Here is a 19,120-nt window from a genome sequence, read left to right as displayed (position 1 = left end):
ACCACCCCATCGGCGGGGCGGCCGCATGCAACTGATCGAGACCGACGTCGACCGACGAATCCTGAAGCTGGCCGTGCCGGCGTTCGGGGCGCTCGCCGCCGAGCCCCTGTACCGACTCGTCGACACCGCGATCGTCGGCAGACTCGGCAAGGAACAACTCGGTGGTGTCGCCGTGGCGGTGTCGGTGCTGTCGCTCGTGATCGCCGGTTCGAACTTCCTCGCCTACGGCACCACCCAACGCGTGGCCAATCGCCTCGGTGCCGACGACCGCCGCGGCGCGGCCGACGTGGGCGTGCAGGCGTTCTGGCTCGCGTTGCTCATCGGCGTGGTCGCCACGCCGCTCCTCGTCCTGCTCGCCGAACCGCTCACACGACTGCTTGGCGCCGACGACGACGTACTCGCCTTCGCCACCACCTACCTGCGCATCTCCGCACTCGGTGTGCCCTTCGTGGTGGCCGGGCTGGCCGCACAGGGAACCCAGCGAGGCGCCAGCGACTACCGCACGTCGCTGGTCGTGTTGGTGGCGGCCAACGTGCTCAACGCCGGCATCGAGGTCGTGCTGGTGTTCGGATTCGATCTCGGTGTGGCCGGCGCCGCGTGGTCGACGGTCGTCGCTCAGGTGTTCGCCGGACTGGCGCTCTGGTGGCGCACCCGACCGCACACCGCGAGCGCCGGCACCCGTCGGCCGCTGTGGAGCGAGATGTTGCCCCTCCTCGCGGCGGGGCGCCACCTCCTGCTACGTGTGGGAGCGATGCTCATGGTGTTCACCGGGGCCACCTCGTTGGCCGCCCGGATCGACGATGCCACGCTCGCCGCGCACTCGATCGCGGTCACGATGTTCCTCTTCCTGGCGTTGACGCTCGACGCGCTCGCGGTGCCCGCTCAGACGCTCGTGGCCGAAGAACTCGGCAAGGGAGGCCCCGGCGCCGACGAGGTGTCGCGGCGCGCCGTGCGCCTCTCGGTCTTCATCGGCATCGGCCTGGCGATCGTGCTCGCCGCCGCGTCTCCCCTGGTCAGCCGGATCTTCTCGAACGAGGGCGACGTGACGAGCCGGGCAACGGTCGCGCTGCTGTTCCTCGCGGTCATGATGATCCCCGGGTCGGTCGCCTTCGCGACCGACGGCTCGCTGATCGGTGCGGGCGACTACGAGTTCCTCGGCCGCGCGGCCCTGGGCTATCTGCTGGCCGTGATTCCGATCGCCGCGGCGGTGGTCGTGGTCGACGGTCTCGGCATCGCCGGCATCTGGCTCGGCCTGCTGGTCTGGATGACGCTGCGCGCCGCCGTCAACCATCGGCGTGCCGGCCTCGTGCTGCCGGCACCTGCCGTGGCTCAGTAGTCGAGGCTCAGTAGTCGGCGCGTTCGAGGTCGGCGTAGGCCGGGCCGGACTCCGAGACGAGTTCGATCGTCACCGGGTCGGATCCCGCCGCCGTCACCAGATCGGCACCGATCTGCTCGTGGTCGTGGTACAGCCAAAAACGTTCGGTCCGCGGCCCGACGAGCGTGGCGACCACGCGGCCGAACGTGCCGAGTCGGCACTCGATCTTGCCGATGTCGTGCAGGAGCGCACCGGCGATCTCGGCTCGCGTCGCCGTGGGGCGAGCCTCGATGAAACGGCGGGCGACACCGATGCTGTGCCGACGATCCTGGTTGCTCAGACGGGTCCACAGGCGCCGCTCGGCCGGGGTGAGGTGGTCGTCGGCCCAACACTCGTCGTCGACCGACGGCGGCGTGGGCGGCAGCGACCGGAAGAACCGGGCGACGAGATGCCAGGGCTGGGTGACGACCTCGCCGAGCGTGCTCACGAAGTCATTCTGGCGCGCGGATGCGCCGAGCGGTACACGTCGAACAAGCGCTCCTGGCTCACTCGTGTGTACACCTGGGTGGTCGAGATCGAGACGTGCCCGAGCATCTCCTGCACCACGCGCAGGTCTGCCCCGTGGTCGAGCAGGTGCGTTGCGCACGAGTGTCGCAGGACGTGGGGTGACAGGTCGTCGGAGATGCCCGACCGTTGCCCGTACTTCTTCACGACCAGCCAAGCCGCCTGTCGCGTCAACCGGCCGCCGCGCGTGTTCAAGAACACCGCCTCGGCGTCGCCGCGCCGCTGCCACACGTCGGGGACGAGGCGGGCACGCCCTCGCGGCGAGAACCAGTCGTCGAGCGCGCCTGCGGCGGCCGACCCGAACGGCACGATGCGTTCCTTGGAGCCCTTGCCGTAGAGCCGGACGAGTCGGCCATCGAGGTCGAGGTCGCCGATCGACAGCCCGGTCGCCTCGGAGATACGCGCCCCGGTCGCGTAGAGCAGTTCGAGCAGCGCCCGGTCGCGGTGATCGATCGGCGTGTGGCCCACGACCGAGGCCAGCAGGCTGTTGATCTGTGTCTCGGTCAACGGCTTCGGGATTCCCGACGGCACCTTGACGCCTTCGAGATCGGCCGTTGGATCATCGCCACGTTCACCTTCGACGAGGAGATATCGGTGCAGCATGCGTATCGCCGCGAGTTGCCGAGCGACCGTCGACGTCGCGGAGTCGCTCGCCTTCCGCTCGGTCGTGAACGCCACCAGCGTCGTGTGATCGACATCGAGCACGGTGTGCCCGCGCTCTTCGAGCCAGGTGCAGTACGAGCGAAGATCGCGCCGGTAGGCGGCGAGGGTGTTGGCCGACCGGCCCTTCTCCGAGAGCATCCACGCCAAGAACTCCTCGGCTTCGAGCGGGAGTGGCGCCGTGGCCATGAGGCAGTCGATCAGTCGCCGGTCGAGCGCAGTCGCCGATCGGTCATCAGCAGCCCCGTGACCGTCTTGGCGTCGAGGATGCGTCCGGCATCGATCATCGCCAGCGCCTCCGACAGCGGCACGTGAAGCAGTTCCATGAACGCTTCCTCGGGGCCCTGCCGGTCGGTCGCCACCTCGGTGCAGTCGGTGGCGAGACAGATCGACGTGACCGAATCGGTCATGCCCGGCGACGGGTAGATCTCGCCGAGCAACTCGATCGAACCGGCCTCGAGACCGGCCTCCTCGATCAGCTCGCGCCGCCCGACCTCGATGACATCCTCGCCCTCGATGTCACGCATGCCGGCGGGAATCTCGACGACGTAGTCGTCGTACGGCGGGCGGTACTGCGACACGAGCACGACCGACGCGACGCCATCGTCGTCGACCGTCAGTGGGACGACACCCACGGCACCCGGCGACCGGACGATGTCACGGTGGAAGCGTTCGCCGTCGGGTGATTCGAACTCGGCGGTGGCGAGATGCCAGACGTAGCCCTGGTGGACCTTCGATTCGTCGACCCGTCGAAACCCGGTCACGTCAGCGACGGCTCGACGGTGGCCGACGCATCGGCGGCGGCGACGTCCGGCGCATCGCCACGATGTTCGAGCGCGGCGCCGATCAGCTCGCGGAACAGCGGGTGCGGACGATCGGGACGGCTCTTGAACTCGGGATGCGCCTGCGTGGCGACCCAGAACGGATGGCCCGGCAACTCGATGAACTCGACCAGCTTGTTGTCGGGCGATGTTCCCGAACACCACAGGCCCTCGGCTTCGAGCTGGGCGCGGTAGCGGTCGTTGAACTCGTAGCGGTGGCGGTGCCGCTCCGAGACCACGGGCTCCCCGTAGGCCTTGGCGACCTGGGAGTCGTTGGCCAACACGGCGTAGTGCGCCCCGAGGCGCATCGTGCCGCCCTTGTCTTCGATGCCGCGCTGTTCGAGCATGAGGTCGATGATCGGGTGCTTGGTGGTGGCGTCGAATTCGGTGGAGTTGGCTTCGGTGAGCCCGACCACGTGTCGTGCGAAGTCGATGGCCATCGCCTGCAAGCCGAGGCAGATACCGAGGCACGGGAGCCGTTGCTCGCGGGCGTACTTCGCTGCCGCGATCTTGCCTTCGACACCTCGATAGCCGAAGCCGCCCGGGATGACGATGCCGTCGAGTTCGCCGAGTTCACCGTCGGCGAGCAGCCCTTCGACGTTCTCGGACTGGATCCACTCGATCTCGACCTTCGCACCGTGATGGAAGCCGGCGTGCTTGAGGCTCTCGACGACCGACAGGTAGGCGTCGGGCAGTTCGATGTACTTGCCGATCAGCCCGATCTTGACGGGCTTGACCGCAGCTTCGACCTTTTCGACCACACGCTGCCACGACGACAGATCGACCTCGTCGTCGATGCGCAACACGTCGCACACGAAGGTGTCGAGGCCTTCGTCGTGGAAGATCAGGGGGAGTTCGTAGATGTTGCCCGCGTCGGCAGCGTTGATGACCGCCCGCTCGTCGACGTCGCACATCTGCGAGATCTTTCGCTTCAGCTCGTGCGACAGCGGTTCCTCGCTCCGGCACACGATTACGTCGGGCTGGATGCCGCGACTGCGCAGCTCGGTGACCGAGTGCTGCGTGGGCTTCGTCTTCTGCTCACCGGCGGGGCCGATGTAGGGCACCAGCGTGACGTGGAGATAGCAGACGTTGTCTCGGCCGACCTTGTTGCGGAACTGGCGGATCGACTCGAGGAAGGGCAGGATCTCGATGTCGCCGACGGTGCCACCGACTTCGGTGATGACCACGTCGACGTCGTCGTGGGCGACGCGTTCGATGCGACGCTTGATCTCGTCGGTGATGTGCGGGATGACCTGCACGGTCTTGCCGAGGTAGTCACCGCGCCGCTCGGCAGCGAGCACCGACTGGTAGATCGAGCCGGTCGTGGCGTTCGAGTTGCGCGACAGGTTCTCGTCGATGAAGCGCTCGTAGTGGCCGAGGTCGAGATCGGTCTCGCCGCCGTCGTCGGTGACGAAGACCTCACCGTGCTCGAACGGGTTCATCGTGCCCGGGTCGATGTTGATGTACGGATCGAGCTTCTGCATGGTGACACGGAGGCCACGCATCTTCAGAAGTCGCCCGAGCGACGAGGCCGTCAGGCCTTTGCCCAATGCGCTGGCGACGCCACCTGTCACGAAAATGTGCTTGGGCATGTGAACCTCCGTCTCGATACCACGACGGGAAATCACCTTAACCCGTCGCGCAGCCTGCTCGTCGCGAACTGGCCAACTAATGTCATCGAAGTAGTTCGCGTGCGTGCTGCAACGCGGACTCCGACGTGCTTCCTGACAACATGCGGGCCAACTCGTCGACCCGCTCGTCGTCGGAGAGACGCTTCGCAGCGGCAAAGGTCGCGCCCTTCACGACCTTCTTCGACACCGACACCTGTGCATCGGCGGCCGCGGCGACCTGCGCGAGGTGGGTCACCACCAGCACCTGGTGATGCTGGGCCAGCCCCGCCAACGCGGCGCCGACCGCTTGCGCGGCCTCTCCCCCGATGCCTGCATCGACTTCGTCGAACACCAGCGTGTCGGCACCGTTGCCGTCGCCCACGCTCGCCGACAGCACGAGTCGCAGCGCCAGCATCGCTCGGGCGAGTTCGCCACCCGAGGCCACGCGGGTGAGCGGCAGCACCGGCGCTCCGGGGTTGGCGGCCAGCAGGAACTGGACGCGATCGCCCGGATCGTCGTTGGCGTGCTCGCCCACCTCGACCGCGATCGCGGCATTGGGCATGGCGAGTTCTCGCAGGTGCGCCTCGACCTGCTCGGCCAACCGTGGCGCAGCCGCACGGCGCTGCTTGCCGACCACCTTGGCGGCCTGCTTCTCCGCATCGAGCGCCGCCACACGTTCGGCATCGAGTTCGGCGGCGCGCTGCTCGTACGACTCCAACTCGCGCAACCGGTCTTCGGTCTCGGCGTGGAATGCCATGACGTCGGCGAGCGTGTCGCCGTACTTGCGCCGGAGATCGACGAGGAGTTGGCGACGGAGGCGCACCTCTTCGAGGCGGTCGGGCGACTCGTCGATGCCGTCGGCGGTGTCTCGCAGCGCGGCGACCAGATCATCGACCTCGGCGACCACCTCGTGGAGTCGGCTCGCGATCTCGAGATACGGACGTCGCCCGTCGATCGCTGCGAGCGCCGCGCCGATCGCATCGCGCGCACCGCTCTCGCCGCCGAGTGATTCGTACGCCAGGGCCCCGGCCTCGCGGTGGGCGACCGCATCGGCCAGCACCGACTCCTCGGCATCGAGGTCGACGTCTTCGTCGGGGTCGACGATGTCGGCAGCGTCGAGTTCCTCGACCTGGAACTTCAAGAGGTCGATCTCGCGAGCCCGGACTCGTTCGTCGCCGCCGAGGGCCGCGAGCGCCGCGTCGATCTCGGTCAACCGTGCTCTGGCCTCACGTAGCGGCGACAGGTCGACACCGCCGAACTGATCGAGCGCCGCTCGCTGCGTCGCGACCGACAGCAGGCTCTGATGGGCGTGCTGCCCGTGGAGATCGACCATGTGCGCGGCCGTCTCGGCGAGCGACGTGACCGTGGCCAGCCGGCCGTCGACGTACGCCCGCGACCGCCCGGAGGTGGGAATCACCCGGCTGAGCACGCGTTCGACCCCGTCGGCGTCGATGAAGCGTCCGTCGACACGGGCCTCGTCGGCGCCGTGGCGAATGATCGTGGTGTCGGCTCGGCCACCCACGAGCAGCTCGATCGCTTCGACCAGCATCGTCTTGCCCGCGCCCGTCTCGCCGGTGAGCGCGGTGAGACCAGCTCCGAGGACGAGATCGAGTTGTTCGATGACGCCGAGGTTCTCGATATGCAGTTCTGTCAGCACACCACCAGTGAACACCACGGGTGTCACAGAGTTGCACGGCGAGCGAGGTGACGCCGCTGTCGGACGTCAGCGGTCGGTGAGACCGAACTTCGACTTGAGGATCTGGTGGTAGCGGTAAGCGCCGAAGCGCACGAACTTGGCGGTGGCCTTCGACGGGCTGCAACGCACGACGTCGCCGGGTTCGAGCACCCCGCCCGGTTGACCGTCGACGGCGACGTCGGCTCGCCGATGACCTGCGACCTCGATCTCGACGACCTCGCTCGGGCTGAGCACCAGCGACCGGTCGAAGAGCATGTGCGGCGACACCGGCGTGAGCAGGATCGCACGGTGCTGCGGCGACACGATCGGCCCGCGAGCCGACAGCGAGTACGCGGTCGACCCGGTCGGCGTCGACACGATCAACCCGTCGGCTTCGTAGTGGGTGAACGGGTCTCCGTCGATCCGGGCGAGCAGTCGCACGGTGTGGCCCGACTGGTTCTTCTCGACCACGGCCTCGTTGAGCGAGCGTCCGATGACCTCACCGTTGACGGCCACATCGAGCATCATGCGCTCGTCGAGGTGCCACTCCCCCTCCTCGGCGCCGAGCGCGAAACGATCGAAGGCGCTGGTCATCGACTCGGGCTCGACCTCGGTGAGATAGCCCAGCGAGCCGAGGTTGACGCCGATGAGCGGAACGTCGGCCCCTTCGAGCAACTCGACGCTGCGCAACATCGTGCCGTCGCCGCCGAGGCTCACCACCGCGTCGGCGTCCGACGCCGGACGATCGCTGCCGTGCTGCGGCAACGCCAGCTCGGTCGCGTCGATCGGCGGCATCCAGAACTCGACGTCGTTGGCAGCACACCATGCTGCGATCGCCGTGGCATGGACCTCCGCTTCGGCGCGCTCGTGGTGTGCGACGAGCATCAGACGACGGGGCATGGCAGAACTCACGACGCTGATCCTGCCACCTCGACGGGGGTGGTGGCATGGACCAAGAACTCGACGTTGCCGTCGGCACCGGTGATCGGCGACGTGGTCCAGTCGACGACCGTGCAGCCGGCGTCGGCGAGTGCGTCGCCGATCTCGCCGCGCACCCGCTCGTGGATCGCCGGGTCGGTGACGATGCCGCGCCCTCTGCTCACCTCGGTGCGCCCGGCCTCGAACTGTGGCTTGACGAGCAGCACCAGAAAACCGCCGGGCACGCAGACCGACACGATCGGGTCGATCACCAACCGCAGCGAGATGAACGACAGATCGCCGACGACGCCGTCGACGAGGCCGCCGACGATCTCGGGCGTGACCGCTCGGATGTTCTGGCGCTCGAGGTTGGTGACCCGCTCGTCGGCGCGGAGGCGTTCGTGGAGTTGGCCGTGCCCGACGTCGACGGCGACGACGTGGCGAGCACCGCGTTGCAGCACGGAGTCGGTGAACCCTCCGGTCGATGCACCGGCATCGAGCAGACGGAGTCCGGTCACGTCGATGTCGAACTCGGTGAGCGCGTGTTCGAGCTTCTCGGCGCCGCGACCGACGAAACGCGCCGGAGGTCCCTCCACGACGACGGCATCGCCGGGAGCGACCTGGCGCGATGCTTTTGCGGCGATCGCCCCGTTGACCAGCACACGGTCGGCCTCAATGAGTTGTTGGGCGACGGCGCGGCTCGGAACGAGCTCACGTCGCACCAGTTCGGCGTCGAGCCGACGTCGTGGCGCCATCGATCGACGGTCGTGGTCAGCTGGCGTCGCGCTTGGCGCGGCTGGTCTTTACCGGTGCGACGCCCGACGAGCCGACCGCCTTCTTGGCCGCGCTCTTCTTGCGTGGCGCCGCCTTCTTCTTCGGTGCGGCCTTCTTCTTTGCTGCGGTCTTCTTCGGTGCAGCCTTCTTCTTCTTTGCTGCGGCCTTCTTCTTCGGCGCGGCCTTCTTCTTTGCTGCGGTCTTCTTCTTCGGCGCAGTCTTCTTCCTGGCTGCCGGCTGTTTCTCGGCTGGGGCCTCGTTGCCGACGCGGGCGGCGAGCGACTCGGCGAGGTCTTCGAAGCGGTCTTCGAGTTCGTCGAAGCGCTCCGACATCCAGCTGACCTGCTTGGACACCTCGCGTTGGATGGCCTCGCTCACCTTCTCGGAGGTGTCACGGCCACGCTCGACGAGGCTGCTGACGAGGTGCTCGGTGTCGCGCTTCTGCACTTCGCCGGCTTTGACCAGCTGGCGCACGATCGACTCGGCTTGCTTCTTCGACATCTCACCGAACTGGACACCGGCGTCGAGCAGGCGTTGGAGCGTGGAGTTGGCCATGGGCGAAGACTACCCAAGCGCAGCGGCCACCGCCGCGAGATCGGACACGTCGAGGGCCACCGGCACCGACGGGTCGATCGCTGCTCCCGGCTCGATCACGCCCGAACGAACGAGCGCGAACGGCGAGCCGAGTTCGCGGCCGAACAGACCGTCGGTGTCGAGTCGGTCGCCGACCATGAGCGCGTGTTGCGGATCGAAACGGTCGGCAGCGGTCGAGAGCACGTCGAGGATCACGTCGGCCATCGGACGATGTGGTTTGCCACCGATCACGGCGTCGACGCCCGCGACCGTCGCTACCGCGGCGACGAGGGCACCGCCACCGGGCTCGAGACCGCTGGGTGTCGGGAAGGTGGTGTCGCCGTTGGTGCCGATGAGACGGGCACCGTTCATCACCGCTTTGGCGGCGGTGGCGAGGCGCCAGTAGTCGAACTCACGATGCAGCCCGACCACGACCGCGTCGACGGGACCGTGGTCGGTCTCGCCGTCGTTGAGCAGTGCGGTGGCGCCGCGGCGCTCGACCGCTTCCACCACGCCCGGTCCGCCGGCGACGAGGACCCGTTCGCCGGGTGCGACCAGAGCCGCACCGGCCATCGCCGAGCTGACCACGTCACCGATCGCCGGTATGCCGATCGCTCCGAGGGCCGATTCCTGCTCGGCGACGAGTTTCGACGAGTTGTTGGTGACGAACATGACCCGGCGTCCCGATGCACGGAGGCGTGCGATCGCCTCCACCGAGCCCGGTATCGGCTGGTGCGCGAGCCAGACGACCCCGTCGAGATCGCAGAGCACGGTCGAGATCTGGTCGGGTTCGAACGACATCGTCGGCAATGGTGCCACCAAGCGGCGTGTTGGCTGGCATCCTGTTCGGGTGCCCAGGTTCACCCCGTTCCCTGCCCTCCGCTACTGCGACTCGCAGATCGACGATCTGATCGCGCCGCCCTACGACGTGCTGTCGCCGGCCGACCTCGATGCGCTCAACGCGCGGAGCCCGTTCAACATCACCCACGTCGACGTGCCGCGCGAAGCAGACGGTGCCGATCGCTACGACGCGGCGGCCCGAGTGCTCGCCGAGTGGATCGATGCGCGCGTCATGTCGTACGACGACACGCCGACGTACACGCTGTACCGCCTGCGCTTCGTCGACGCCAGCGGTGCCGACCGCAACATCGTCGGCGTGCTCGGCGGATTGGAAGTCGGCCCGTACGGCGAATGCGGCGTGCTCCCCCACGAGCGCATCACCCCCAAGGCCTCGACCGACCGACTCGATCTCACGCGGGCGACCAACGCCAACATGTCGCCGGTGTGGGGGCTTTCGCTCGCTGGTGGCCTCACCGAACTCCTGATGGAGCCCGGTGAGCAGATCGCCTCGGTCACCCTCGACGGCGTCGAACACACCGTGGAGCGCGTGAGCGACCCGGCACGCATCGAGGCGATCTCGGCCAAGATCGCCACCGACGACGTACTCATCGCCGACGGGCATCACCGCTATGGCGTCGCTCAGCAGTTCCGCGACGAGGTGCGAGCAGCGTCGGGCAGCGACTCGACGCCGGCCGAAGACACGCTCGTGTTCGTCAGCGAACTCGTCGGCGATCAGCTCAGCGTGGAGGCCATCCACCGTCTGTACAGCGACATCTCGCTCGACGATCTCGTCGCCGCGCTCGACGTGGGCTTCGAGCGCTCACCAGCCGGGGCTGCCTCGGCATCGACGCTCGCCGAGATGAACGAGCGCGGCGCGCTGTGCCTGGTGCACGCCGACGGCAACGCCGAATGGCTCACTCCCCGACCCGGTGCGTTCGACGACGTCCGCGCCCTCGACGGCGTGTGGCTCGAGCATCTCCTCGCCGACGTCGATCACTCGGTCACCTACCAGCACGGAGTCGACCGCGTGGCCGACGCCGTTGCGTCGGGCGACGCCGTCGCCGGTGTGCTGATCCGGCCCGTGAGCATCGAAGAGATCGAACGCACCGCCCGTGAAGGCATCGTCATGCCGCCGAAATCGACGTTCTTCACCCCGAAGCTGCTCACCGGTTTGGTCATCCGCAGTCTTGCGTGAGATCGGCGGCCACCGCGGCGAGGAGTGACCTCACCGACTTCGTGCGCCTCGACGGCACGAGACGATCGACCACCACCTCGGTGCGACTCTGGGTCTGCCCGCCCGCACGGAAGAAGCGTCGCCGCACCGTGCCGGTGACGACCACGTCGGCACCGTCGACCGCTGCGGCACGGCCCGCCGCAGTCGGATCGCTCCACGACAGTGGGACGGTGATCGTGTCGGACCGGTCGGCGCCGGTGACGATGGTGCGCAGATCGAACTGCACCACGGTGACGCCGGACGGCAGCTGACGATCGGTCGGTTCGTTGGCGATCGTGCCACGCAGCACGACCGTGTTGGACGGAATGTTCATGGGGTCTCCCGGATGTGAACGTTGCATTCGGGGAGAGTCGGCAACGATCAACATAGAGACGCCCTGTCACAGAGATGCCCGAGCGGCTGCGATGTGGTCGCCGAACCGTGACCAAACACGAAACACGCACGTGGTGCGGACTGATCGTGAGGTGTGCAAGGTTTGACCTCCACGATGCTCGATTCGACCTTGCGCCCGGTGAAGGACAGGTTGCTCTCCCCGCTCGCCCGCGGTCCGGTCGTACGCATGCCGCCGCTCGCCGTCTCGGCGGGCGGTCTCGCCCTCACGCTGACCGCTGCGGTCGCCGCATCTCGACGCCTCGTAGCGCTCGCCGTCGTGCTGTTCCTGGCCGGTCGCATCGCCGACGGACTCGACGGACTCGTCGCCCGGCGCAGCGGACGGGACAGCGATCTCGGCGGCCTCGTCGACATCGTGTTCGACGTGACCGGGTACGCCGCCATCCCACTCGGCATCGCCGTGGCCGTCGACGATCGAGCCACCTGGATCGCCACCGCCGTGCTGCTCGCCACGTTCTACGTCAACGTCACCACCTGGGCCTATCTGTCGTCGATTCTCGCGAAGCGCTCACTCGGCGCCGGTCGGAACGCGTCGGCGACCGCGGTGGAGATTCCTCGCGGACTCGTCGAAGGCACCGAGACGATCGTGTTCTTCGTCGTCGCCCTCGCGCTCCCCGACGCAGCTTCCACGATCTGGTGGATCATGGCGGCCGCCGTCGCCATCACCGCCGCCGAACGTGTGCGCTGGGCCGCCGGAGCACTGCGATGAACTTCGAACCCCCATCTCTTCCCCCTCGTCCTCGACTCACGGAGATCACATGATCGGACACGACCCAACTCGCACCTACAAGGCCGTCGTCATCGGCGCCGGCTCGGGCGGTCTCACGCTCGCCATCGGCCTCGCAGGATTCGGGCACGACACGGTGCTCGTCGAAGCCGGTCGGGTGGGCGGCGACTGCACGAACGTCGGCTGCATCCCGTCGAAGGCACTGCTCCACGCCGCCGTGTCGGGTGAGCGCGACCCGTTCGGGTACGTGCGCCGCAAGCGCGACGATCTCGCCACCCGCGAAGACCACGAGATGGAGGAGCACGAACAGATCCACCTGGTGCGAGGGCGAGCCCGACTCACGTCCGAGCGTGATCCGCACGTCGTCGAGGTCGATGCTCCCGACGGCACCGTGCACCGTGTGCTCGCCGACAACGTGGTGATCTGCGCCGGGTCGCAGCCGGTCGAGTTCGCCATCGAGGGGATGTCCGACGACACGCTCGTCACCAACGAGACGCTGTTCGAACTGCACGACGTCCCCGGCACCATCGTGCTGGTCGGTGGTGGGGCGATCTCGTTGGAGATGGCCACGGCGTTCCGCGACCTCGGCTCCGCGGTCCACATCGTGGAGTTGGCCGATCGGCTGATCGGCAACGACGACCCGTTGGTGTCGTCGACGATCCGGGCGGCGCTCGAGCGACGGGGCGTGGTGATGCACATCGGCACCTCGATCGAACGGTTCGACGAACCGACGCGCACCGCACACCTCGCGAACGGCGACACGATCCCTGGTGTCGACACCGTGCTCTTGGCGGTCGGACGGCGGCCACGTCTCGACGGGTTGGGGCTGAAGGAGGCCGGAGTCGAGACGAGCGACCAGGGAGTCGTCGCCGACGGGTGGGGGCGAACCAACGTCGATGGGATCTTCGCGGTCGGCGACATCACCGGCAACACGCTCACCACGCACGGGGCGAACGCGATCGGGCGTCGGGCGGTTCGCGCCATCGCGCTCCCCTACCTCCCCAAGACCGGCGACCCTCGGGCCATGGCCAACGCCGTCTACTCGCGTCCCGAGATCGCGTCGGTCGGTCTGTCGCCGAGCGAGGTCGAGGCGATGAGCCCAGCCGGGCGGCGTCGCTACGAGATCCAGATGCCGGGCATCGACCGCGGGTACACCGACGATCTCGAACACGGCGTGGCCATGGTCGACGTCGAGCGATTCAGCGGAAAGATCCTGCGTGCGGCCATCGTCGGCCCCAGTGCGGCGGAGATCATCGGGATGTTCACCCTCGCCATCGACCAGGGGATCGGGCTTCGCAAGATGTTCGCCATGGTCCATCCGTATCCGTCGTACTCGCAGGTGGTGGGGCAACTCGCCGACGACTTCGCTCGCGACACGTACCCCGCCCTCCCCAAGGAGTGGTGGGGCATGATGCGCGGCCGCGTCAAGAACCGCCTCGCTCGTCGGTGACCACGAGTCGGTGGTCGCAGTCGCCCCACGCACACGCCAGGATGGTGCGGTGACCACAGTGCGCGTCGTTGCCAGCGATCTCGACGGAACCCTGCTCGGGGCCGACCACCGACTCGCCGAGCGCACGATCGACGTGTTGCGGGCGGTCCGTCGCGCCGGGGTGAAGGTCGTCGCGGCCACCGGGCGTGCGCCCACCTCCGCGTGGAAGCTCCTGCGGTCGCACGACGTGATCGATGCGCTCGTCTGCTCCAACGGTTCGATCGTGTTCGACATCGCCACCGAGACGGTCGCGCACCGCTTCCCGATCGACGCTGCCCAACTCCAGCGGCTGTTCAGCGATCTCGACCGAGCGGTTCCGGGCTTGTCGTACTGTTGGGAACTCGACGACCACTGCGGTTGGGATGCCGAGTTCGACGACATCGCCCAGCAGCACGCCGACCTCCACATGTACGCATCGGGTCCGAGACCGGAGCCCGGCGTCACCGCCACCAAGGTCATGGTGCGCCACCCGACCGTCCACCGACAAGACCTCGCCGACCTCATCGCACCGCATCTCAGCGACCCGCTCTCGATCGGTTGCTCGGGTGTGGAGTTCGCCGAGGTCACCGGCGCCGGGGTCGACAAGTCACACGCGCTGCGTCACGTCCTCACGGCGTGGGGCCACGACGCCGCCGAGGTCATGGCCTTCGGCGACAACCACAACGACATCGCCATGCTCCGTTGGGCGGGCACGGGCGTCGCGGTCGCCAACGCGGTCGACGATGCGCACGACGCCGCCGATCTCTCGATCGGCCACCATGCCGACCACTCGGTCGCCGAGCACCTCGCCGCCACCGTCCTTGGCTAGTTTCGGCACATGACCGCACCGATTCGCTGGGGTATCGCGTCCACCGGCAAGATCTCGTCGTCGATGGCCACCGCGCTCGGCACGATCGACGACGCCGAGATCGTGGCCGTCGGTTCACGCTCTCAGGCCCAGGCCGACGAGTTCGCCGCACGATTCGACATTCCGCACGCACACGGATCGTACGACGCCCTGTGGGCCGACGACGACGTCGATGTCGTCTACATCGGCTCACCGCACAGCGAGCACCGCTCGATGACCGTTGCCGCGCTGGAGGCCGGCCGCCACGTGCTCTGCGAGAAGGCGTTCGCCCGCAACGCGGCGGAAGCCGACGAGATGATCGCTGCCGCCGAACGCAACGACCGCTTCCTCATGGAGGCGATGTGGAGTTGGTTCATGCCGAGTTGGCACGAACTCAAGCGGCGCATCCACGGCGGAGCGATCGGTGACGTCGTCACGGTCGATGCCAGCTTCTGTCTCGCCATCGCCGACCCGAACGGACGCCATCGGCGTGCCGACCTCGCCGGCGGCGCACTGCTCGACCTCGGCATCTACCCGCTCTCGATCGGTCGGTTCCTCCTCGGCGAGCCCGCCGACGTGCAGCGCGACGTGCGCGCCCTCGCCACCCTCACCGACGAGGGCGTCGACGGGACGCTCGCCGGTGTGATGCGCCACGACTCAGGTGCGCTCACCACGTTTCGCACCTCGCTCGACGGCCTCTCCGATCTCGCCGCCCGCATCGTCGGCACCACCGGCACGATCACGGTCGACGCTCCGTTCTGGTTCCCGACCCGGTTCACGATCACCCGAAGCGCCGACGGCGACACCGAGGTGGTCGACGTCCCTAACCGTGGCCTCGCCCACGAAGCCGAACACGTCATGGAGCGAATTCGCGGCGGGCATCGTCAGAGTGACATCCAGACGTGGAGCGCCACCCGAGCGAACATGGCGCTCATGGACGAGATCCGACGACAGGTCGGCGTCGTCTATCCCGGAGAGTGACCGGTCAGGCGGGATAGTCGGCGTAGCTCGCCTTGAACACGCCCTGGTGGAGCAACACGGTGGCGGCGTGGACGCCCGAGTCGGCGTGCGTCACGGTCGACTCGGTCCAGTACGACTCGACCGCCCGGCTCTGGCCGATGCCGACGAGCGTGTGCACCACCTCGTAGGGCTGATCGACGAACACGGGCCCGTCGACGAAGCGGACCTCGAGGTCGATGAACAACCCGACCGCGGGACCCCGAACCGGGAAGTGCGCTCCCGCTTGATGGGCGAGCACGCTCAGCATCTCGGTCGGCACGATCGGCGATCCCCACGGCGAGTCGCCACCCGACGCCGCCGCTTCGTACCAACTCGACGACTCGGTGATCTTGTCGAGTTTCTGGCGCAGCGTGAACGGATAGAGCTTGCCGTTGTGGCTGTCGAAGCCCATCGTCACCGTGACCGGATCCGACGTCATCCCGATCTCGAGTTGGTCGACGATGAACAGCTCACCAGGGTCCTGCAGTCCTCGCTGGCGCCGCTCGTCGAGTTCGGTCGGTGCGTCGCCGAGCGTGGCGGTACCGGCCAAGACGGGCGTGCCATCGCGCTTGACTGCGCCGATCGTGGCGGTGCGCTCCCCCGTCGGAGTGAGCGTCGCCTGCACTTCCTCGCCGTCGACGACCATGTTGAAAAAGTGCGAGCTGATGCACCCCTGCTCGAACCACGACTGGCCCCACTGCTCCACCGCGAGGGCGTCGAACTGGCTGAAGTGGGTCGGTCCTTCGATCGGTGCGCCGGCGAGCCCCAGCTTGGCCGCCTCGGCATCGTCGTGAACGCTCGCGTGGCCGCCGTACTCCTGGTCGGCCAGCATCTGTGCCGGTGCCCGGAACGGGCCGGTCAGCGAGCCGTCGTCGCCGGTCGTGATCTCGGTGTCGAAACTCATCGCGGCCATCGTGCCACGCCGCACGGCCACCTGGATATTTCCATCCGGGATGGAAATAACCAGGTCGATCAGTCTTGGTGGTCTTTGACGAGGGTGCCGAGATAGAGCTCGATGACCTTGGGGTCGGTGAGCAGCTCGCGGCCGGTTCCGGTGTAGGCGTTGGCGCCCTGGTCGAGCACGTACCCGCGGTCGCAGATCTGCAGGCAGCGGCTGGCGTTCTGCTCGACCATCACGATCGACACGCCCGCCTTGTTGATGCGGTGACAGCGGATGAACACCTCGTCCTGCAGCGCCGGTGAGAGGCCGGCCGACGGTTCGTCGAGCAACAGCACCGACGGATCCATCATGAGGGCACGCCCCATGGCGAGCATCTGGCGTTCGCCGCCCGACAGGGCGCCGGCCCGCTGGTCGGCACGCTCGACGAGACGCGGGAACATGTCGCCGACGACCTCGTAGCGGTCCTTGAACATCTTCGGCTTCAGGAAGCAGCCCATCTCGAGGTTCTCGAGGATCGTGAGCGCCGGGAAGACGTTGTTGGTCTGCGGCACGTAACCGACGCCGCGATCGACGAGCGAGTGCGCCTTCATGTTCGTGATGTCTTCACCGCGGAGACGCACCTGGCCGTCGCGGATGTTGACCAGGCCGAACATCGACTTGACCAGCGTCGACTTGCCGGCGCCGTTCGGGCCGATGATGCCGACCAGTTCGCCTTCGGCGAGGGTGAGCGAGCAGTCGTTCAAGATGTTGACGCCGGGGATGTAGCCCGCGGTGAGCCGGTCGGCGATCAACAGCGGTTCGGGTGTCGTGTCGTTGCTCATCACAGTTCCTGGTCGAGGTCGAGGGCCGAGTCGTGCGACGAGCCGAGGTAGGCGTCGACCACGGCCTGGTTCTGGCCGATCGAGGCCGGCGGGCCTTCGGCGATGATCTTGCCCTCGGCCATGACGATGACCCAGTCGCTGATCTCCTGCACCATGTCCATGTCGTGCTCGACGAAGAGCACGGTCATGCCCTGGTCGCGCAGGCCGGTCACATGGCCGAGCAGCGACTGCGTGAGCGCCGGGTTGACGCCGGCCATCGGCTCGTCGAGCATCACCATCTCGGGCTCGACCATGAGGGCGCGAGCCATCTCGAGGAGCTTGCGCTGGCCGCCTGACAGCGTGCCGGCGAACTCGTCACGCATGTGGTCCATCTTGAAGTGGACCAGCAGGGCGTCGGCGCGCTGCTCGATCTCCTTCTCCTGCGCCGACCACGTGAACGGCAACAGCGAACGCCAGAGCTTCTCGCCCTTCTGACCGGTGGCACCGAGCTTCATGTTCTCGATGACCGTCATCTTCGACAACGCCTTGGTCAACTGGAACGTGCGAACCATGCCGTGGTTGGCGATGCGGTGCGCGGGGACCTTGTCGATGACCTCACCGTTGAAGGTTCGGCGACCTTCGTCGGGAGTGTCGAAGTTGGTGAGCAGGTTGAACAGCGTGGTCTTGCCCGCACCGTTCGGGCCGATCAGCGCGGTGATGACACCACGCTGCACCTCGACGTGATCGACGTCGACCGCGGTGAGACCACCGAAGCGACGCACGACGTGATCGGCGATGAGGATCGGATCGGGCTTGGGAGCACCGGGCTCCCATGGCACGTCGGCGAGCGCCGCTCGGGCAGCGCTGACGTCGACATCGAGCGGTACGAGGCGTTCGGGCGTTTCGGGAGGGCTCGACTTCGGACCCGCCTCGGGGATCAACTCGTCGCCTTCTGTGAACTCAGCGGTCATCGAGCGCCATCTCTTCCTTGTTGCCGAAGATGCCTTGCGGTCTGAATGCGGCGAGCAGTGCGAGGCCGAGACCGATCAGCATGAAGCGGACCTGGCCGACCTGAGTACCCGTCATGATCGAGTCGGGGATCTTGTCGTTCTCGACGGCCTCGCGGAGGAACACGTCGGTGAAACCGAGGATGGCGTACAGCAGGGCTGCGCCGACGAGCGGGGCGAACACCTTGCCGGCACCGCCGAGGATCAGCGCGACCCAGACGAAGAACGTCACGTCGGTGATGAAGTTGTCGGGCTGCGCCAGCGAGAAGCCGATCGAGCGCAGCATGCCGCCCATCGCGCCGAACATGCCGCCGAGCATCAGCGCCTGCATCTTGTACGAGTAGGCGTTCTTGCCGAGGCTGCGCACGGCGTCTTCGTCTTCACGAATGGCCTTGAGCACACGTCCCCACGGGCTGCGGATGATCAACCAGCACAGCACCGCCGAGATCGCGAGCACGATCCAGCCGACGATGACCAGGAACATCTGGTTGCCGATGAAGAGGTTGAAGAAGTAGCGCCCCTGCGGTTCGAACGGACTCAGGTCGTAGAACGTGCCGGAGAATCCACTCAGGCCGTCGGAGGCGCCGGTGAACCAGTCCCAACGAGGCGAGCGCATCGCGATACGGATGATCTCGGCCACGGCGATCGTGACGATCGCGAGATAGTCGGCGCGCAATCGCAGCGTCGGAATACCCATCAGGAACGACAGGAACAACGGCACGATGACCACGCCGAAGAACATGCCGATGATGAACATCCACCCGTCGGAGATGTTGAACTGGAACATCCCCTCGTCGTCGTTGATGCGAGGCGACAGGGTCGTGACGATGATCGCCAGACCGTAGGCACCGGCAGCCATGTACGCCGCCTGACCGAAGTTGAGCAGTCCGGTGTAGCCGAAGTGCAGGTTGAGGCCGATCGCGGCCAACCCGAAGTAGATGAACTGTTCACCGATCAGACCACGAAACGTGGTCTCGATGATTGCTCCCCAATCCAT

General features: G+C 67.3%; 20 protein-coding genes. 6 read left to right on the top strand and 14 right to left on the bottom strand.

Annotated features, from left to right (window positions below; genetic code table 11):
• Positions 1-25: 25 nt before the first annotated feature.
• Positions 26-1,336, top strand: coding sequence for an MATE family efflux transporter (locus YM304_RS12490; RefSeq protein WP_015442055.1), 1,311 nt, complete (start codon positions 26-28; stop codon positions 1,334-1,336).
• Positions 1,337-1,343: 7 nt separating this feature from the next.
• Here YM304_RS12490 and YM304_RS22570 read toward each other — a convergent pair whose 3' ends face one another.
• The 9 genes from YM304_RS22570 to YM304_RS12445 form a co-directional block, all read right to left on the bottom strand.
• Positions 1,344-1,802 carry an HD domain-containing protein gene (locus YM304_RS22570; RefSeq protein ID WP_015442054.1) on the bottom strand — a complete coding sequence of 153 codons (459 nt, stop codon included), beginning with the start codon at positions 1,800-1,802 and terminating at the stop codon, positions 1,344-1,346.
• On the bottom strand, positions 1,799-2,728 hold the full coding sequence (gene xerD, locus YM304_RS12480) for a site-specific tyrosine recombinase XerD (protein WP_015442053.1): 930 nt from the start codon (positions 2,726-2,728) through the stop codon (positions 1,799-1,801). The genes YM304_RS22570 and xerD overlap by 4 nt, the downstream gene beginning before the upstream one ends.
• An 11-nt stretch (positions 2,729-2,739) precedes the next feature.
• Complete coding sequence (locus YM304_RS12475) at positions 2,740-3,303, bottom strand: NUDIX hydrolase (RefSeq protein ID WP_015442052.1); 564 nt, start codon at positions 3,301-3,303, stop codon at positions 2,740-2,742.
• Entirely contained in the window at positions 3,300-4,952 is a 1,653-nt protein-coding gene (locus YM304_RS12470; protein WP_015442051.1) for a CTP synthase, read from the bottom strand. Before YM304_RS12470 ends, YM304_RS12475 begins: the two co-directional genes overlap by 4 nt.
• An 82-nt stretch (positions 4,953-5,034) precedes the next feature.
• A complete protein-coding gene (gene recN / locus YM304_RS12465) occupies positions 5,035-6,627 on the bottom strand; it encodes a DNA repair protein RecN (protein WP_015442050.1) in 1,593 nt (530 codons plus the stop codon).
• 66 nt (positions 6,628-6,693) lie between these two features.
• The gene (locus tag YM304_RS12460; protein WP_154723438.1) at positions 6,694-7,557 is read right to left on the bottom strand and encodes an NAD(+)/NADH kinase; all 864 of its coding nucleotides are present in this window, start codon (positions 7,555-7,557) and stop codon (positions 6,694-6,696) included.
• Positions 7,554-8,318 (bottom strand): TlyA family RNA methyltransferase, encoded by a 765-nt coding sequence (locus tag YM304_RS12455; protein WP_015442048.1) that lies wholly within the window; start codon positions 8,316-8,318, stop codon positions 7,554-7,556. The genes YM304_RS12460 and YM304_RS12455 overlap by 4 nt, the downstream gene beginning before the upstream one ends.
• A 16-nt stretch (positions 8,319-8,334) precedes the next feature.
• Positions 8,335-8,892 (bottom strand): hypothetical protein, encoded by a 558-nt coding sequence (locus YM304_RS25295; RefSeq protein ID WP_015442047.1) that lies wholly within the window; start codon positions 8,890-8,892, stop codon positions 8,335-8,337.
• 9 nt (positions 8,893-8,901) lie between these two features.
• On the bottom strand, positions 8,902-9,711 hold the full coding sequence (locus YM304_RS12445) for an HAD-IIA family hydrolase (RefSeq protein ID WP_015442046.1): 810 nt from the start codon (positions 9,709-9,711) through the stop codon (positions 8,902-8,904).
• Between the two features lie 49 nt (positions 9,712-9,760).
• On the opposite strand from YM304_RS12445, the gene YM304_RS12440 reads away from it, so the two are divergent.
• Positions 9,761-10,945 (top strand): DUF1015 family protein, encoded by a 1,185-nt coding sequence (locus YM304_RS12440; protein WP_015442045.1) that lies wholly within the window; start codon positions 9,761-9,763, stop codon positions 10,943-10,945.
• Here YM304_RS12440 and YM304_RS12435 read toward each other — a convergent pair.
• Positions 10,926-11,297, bottom strand: coding sequence for a single-stranded DNA-binding protein (locus YM304_RS12435; RefSeq protein WP_041298269.1), 372 nt, complete (start codon positions 11,295-11,297; stop codon positions 10,926-10,928). The genes YM304_RS12440 and YM304_RS12435 overlap by 20 nt on opposite strands.
• 198 nt (positions 11,298-11,495) lie before the next feature.
• Here YM304_RS12435 and YM304_RS12430 point away from each other — a divergent pair, with 198 nt between their 5' ends.
• The 4 genes from YM304_RS12430 to YM304_RS12415 are packed head-to-tail and all read left to right on the top strand — an operon-like array spanning position 11,496 to position 15,397.
• The gene (locus tag YM304_RS12430) at positions 11,496-12,083 is read left to right on the top strand and encodes a CDP-alcohol phosphatidyltransferase family protein (protein ID WP_162142070.1); all 588 of its coding nucleotides are present in this window, start codon (positions 11,496-11,498) and stop codon (positions 12,081-12,083) included.
• A gap of 49 nt (positions 12,084-12,132) precedes the next feature.
• Positions 12,133-13,551: a dihydrolipoyl dehydrogenase family protein gene (locus YM304_RS12425; protein ID WP_015442042.1), complete on the top strand. Its 1,419-nt coding sequence runs from the start codon at positions 12,133-12,135 to the stop codon at positions 13,549-13,551.
• Between the two features lie 49 nt (positions 13,552-13,600).
• The gene (locus YM304_RS12420) at positions 13,601-14,398 is read left to right on the top strand and encodes a Cof-type HAD-IIB family hydrolase (RefSeq protein ID WP_162142069.1); all 798 of its coding nucleotides are present in this window, start codon (positions 13,601-13,603) and stop codon (positions 14,396-14,398) included.
• Positions 14,399-14,407: 9 nt separating this feature from the next.
• Positions 14,408-15,397 (top strand): Gfo/Idh/MocA family protein, encoded by a 990-nt coding sequence (locus YM304_RS12415; RefSeq protein WP_015442040.1) that lies wholly within the window; start codon positions 14,408-14,410, stop codon positions 15,395-15,397.
• Between the two features lie 4 nt (positions 15,398-15,401).
• Here YM304_RS12415 and YM304_RS12410 read toward each other — a convergent pair whose 3' ends face one another.
• From YM304_RS12410 to YM304_RS12395, 4 genes are all read right to left on the bottom strand, one after another.
• On the bottom strand, positions 15,402-16,319 hold the full coding sequence (locus tag YM304_RS12410; protein ID WP_051071585.1) for a hypothetical protein: 918 nt from the start codon (positions 16,317-16,319) through the stop codon (positions 15,402-15,404).
• Positions 16,320-16,387: 68 nt separating this feature from the next.
• Positions 16,388-17,137 carry an ABC transporter ATP-binding protein gene (locus YM304_RS12405; protein ID WP_015442038.1) on the bottom strand — a complete coding sequence of 250 codons (750 nt, stop codon included), beginning with the start codon at positions 17,135-17,137 and terminating at the stop codon, positions 16,388-16,390.
• The gene (locus tag YM304_RS12400; RefSeq protein ID WP_041298267.1) at positions 17,137-18,087 is read right to left on the bottom strand and encodes an ABC transporter ATP-binding protein; all 951 of its coding nucleotides are present in this window, start codon (positions 18,085-18,087) and stop codon (positions 17,137-17,139) included. Before YM304_RS12400 ends, YM304_RS12405 begins: the two co-directional genes overlap by 1 nt.
• Positions 18,077-19,120, bottom strand: coding sequence for a branched-chain amino acid ABC transporter permease (locus YM304_RS12395; RefSeq protein ID WP_015442036.1), 1,044 nt, complete (start codon positions 19,118-19,120; stop codon positions 18,077-18,079). Before YM304_RS12395 ends, YM304_RS12400 begins: the two co-directional genes overlap by 11 nt.

The organism is Ilumatobacter coccineus YM16-304, assembly GCF_000348785.1.
Classification (GTDB): Bacteria; Actinomycetota; Acidimicrobiia; order Acidimicrobiales; family Ilumatobacteraceae; genus Ilumatobacter_A; species Ilumatobacter_A coccineus.
This window is presented reverse-complemented; position numbering and strand designations above follow the sequence as displayed.

Excerpts from the sequence above, each read along its gene's own strand:
- YM304_RS12410 (WP_051071585.1), bottom strand. The coding sequence starts at position 16,319 with ATGAGTTTCGACACCGAGATCACGACCGGCGACGACGGCTCGCTGACC.
- YM304_RS25295 (WP_015442047.1), bottom strand. The coding sequence starts at position 8,892 with ATGGCCAACTCCACGCTCCAACGCCTGCTCGACGCCGGTGTCCAGTTC.
- YM304_RS12395 (WP_015442036.1), bottom strand. The coding sequence starts at position 19,120 with ATGGATTGGGGAGCAATCATCGAGACCACGTTTCGTGGTCTGATCGGT.
- YM304_RS12490 (WP_015442055.1), top strand. The coding sequence starts at position 26 with ATGCAACTGATCGAGACCGACGTCGACCGACGAATCCTGAAGCTGGCC.
- YM304_RS12425 (WP_015442042.1), top strand. The coding sequence starts at position 12,133 with ATGATCGGACACGACCCAACTCGCACCTACAAGGCCGTCGTCATCGGC.
- YM304_RS12455 (WP_015442048.1), bottom strand. The coding sequence starts at position 8,318 with ATGGCGCCACGACGTCGGCTCGACGCCGAACTGGTGCGACGTGAGCTC.
- YM304_RS12445 (WP_015442046.1), bottom strand. The coding sequence starts at position 9,711 with ATGTCGTTCGAACCCGACCAGATCTCGACCGTGCTCTGCGATCTCGAC.
- xerD (WP_015442053.1), bottom strand. The coding sequence starts at position 2,728 with ATGGCCACGGCGCCACTCCCGCTCGAAGCCGAGGAGTTCTTGGCGTGG.
- YM304_RS12400 (WP_041298267.1), bottom strand. The coding sequence starts at position 18,087 with ATGACCGCTGAGTTCACAGAAGGCGACGAGTTGATCCCCGAGGCGGGT.
- YM304_RS12415 (WP_015442040.1), top strand. The coding sequence starts at position 14,408 with ATGACCGCACCGATTCGCTGGGGTATCGCGTCCACCGGCAAGATCTCG.
- YM304_RS12470 (WP_015442051.1), bottom strand. The coding sequence starts at position 4,952 with ATGCCCAAGCACATTTTCGTGACAGGTGGCGTCGCCAGCGCATTGGGC.
- YM304_RS12405 (WP_015442038.1), bottom strand. The coding sequence starts at position 17,137 with ATGAGCAACGACACGACACCCGAACCGCTGTTGATCGCCGACCGGCTC.
- YM304_RS12435 (WP_041298269.1), bottom strand. The coding sequence starts at position 11,297 with ATGAACATTCCGTCCAACACGGTCGTGCTGCGTGGCACGATCGCCAAC.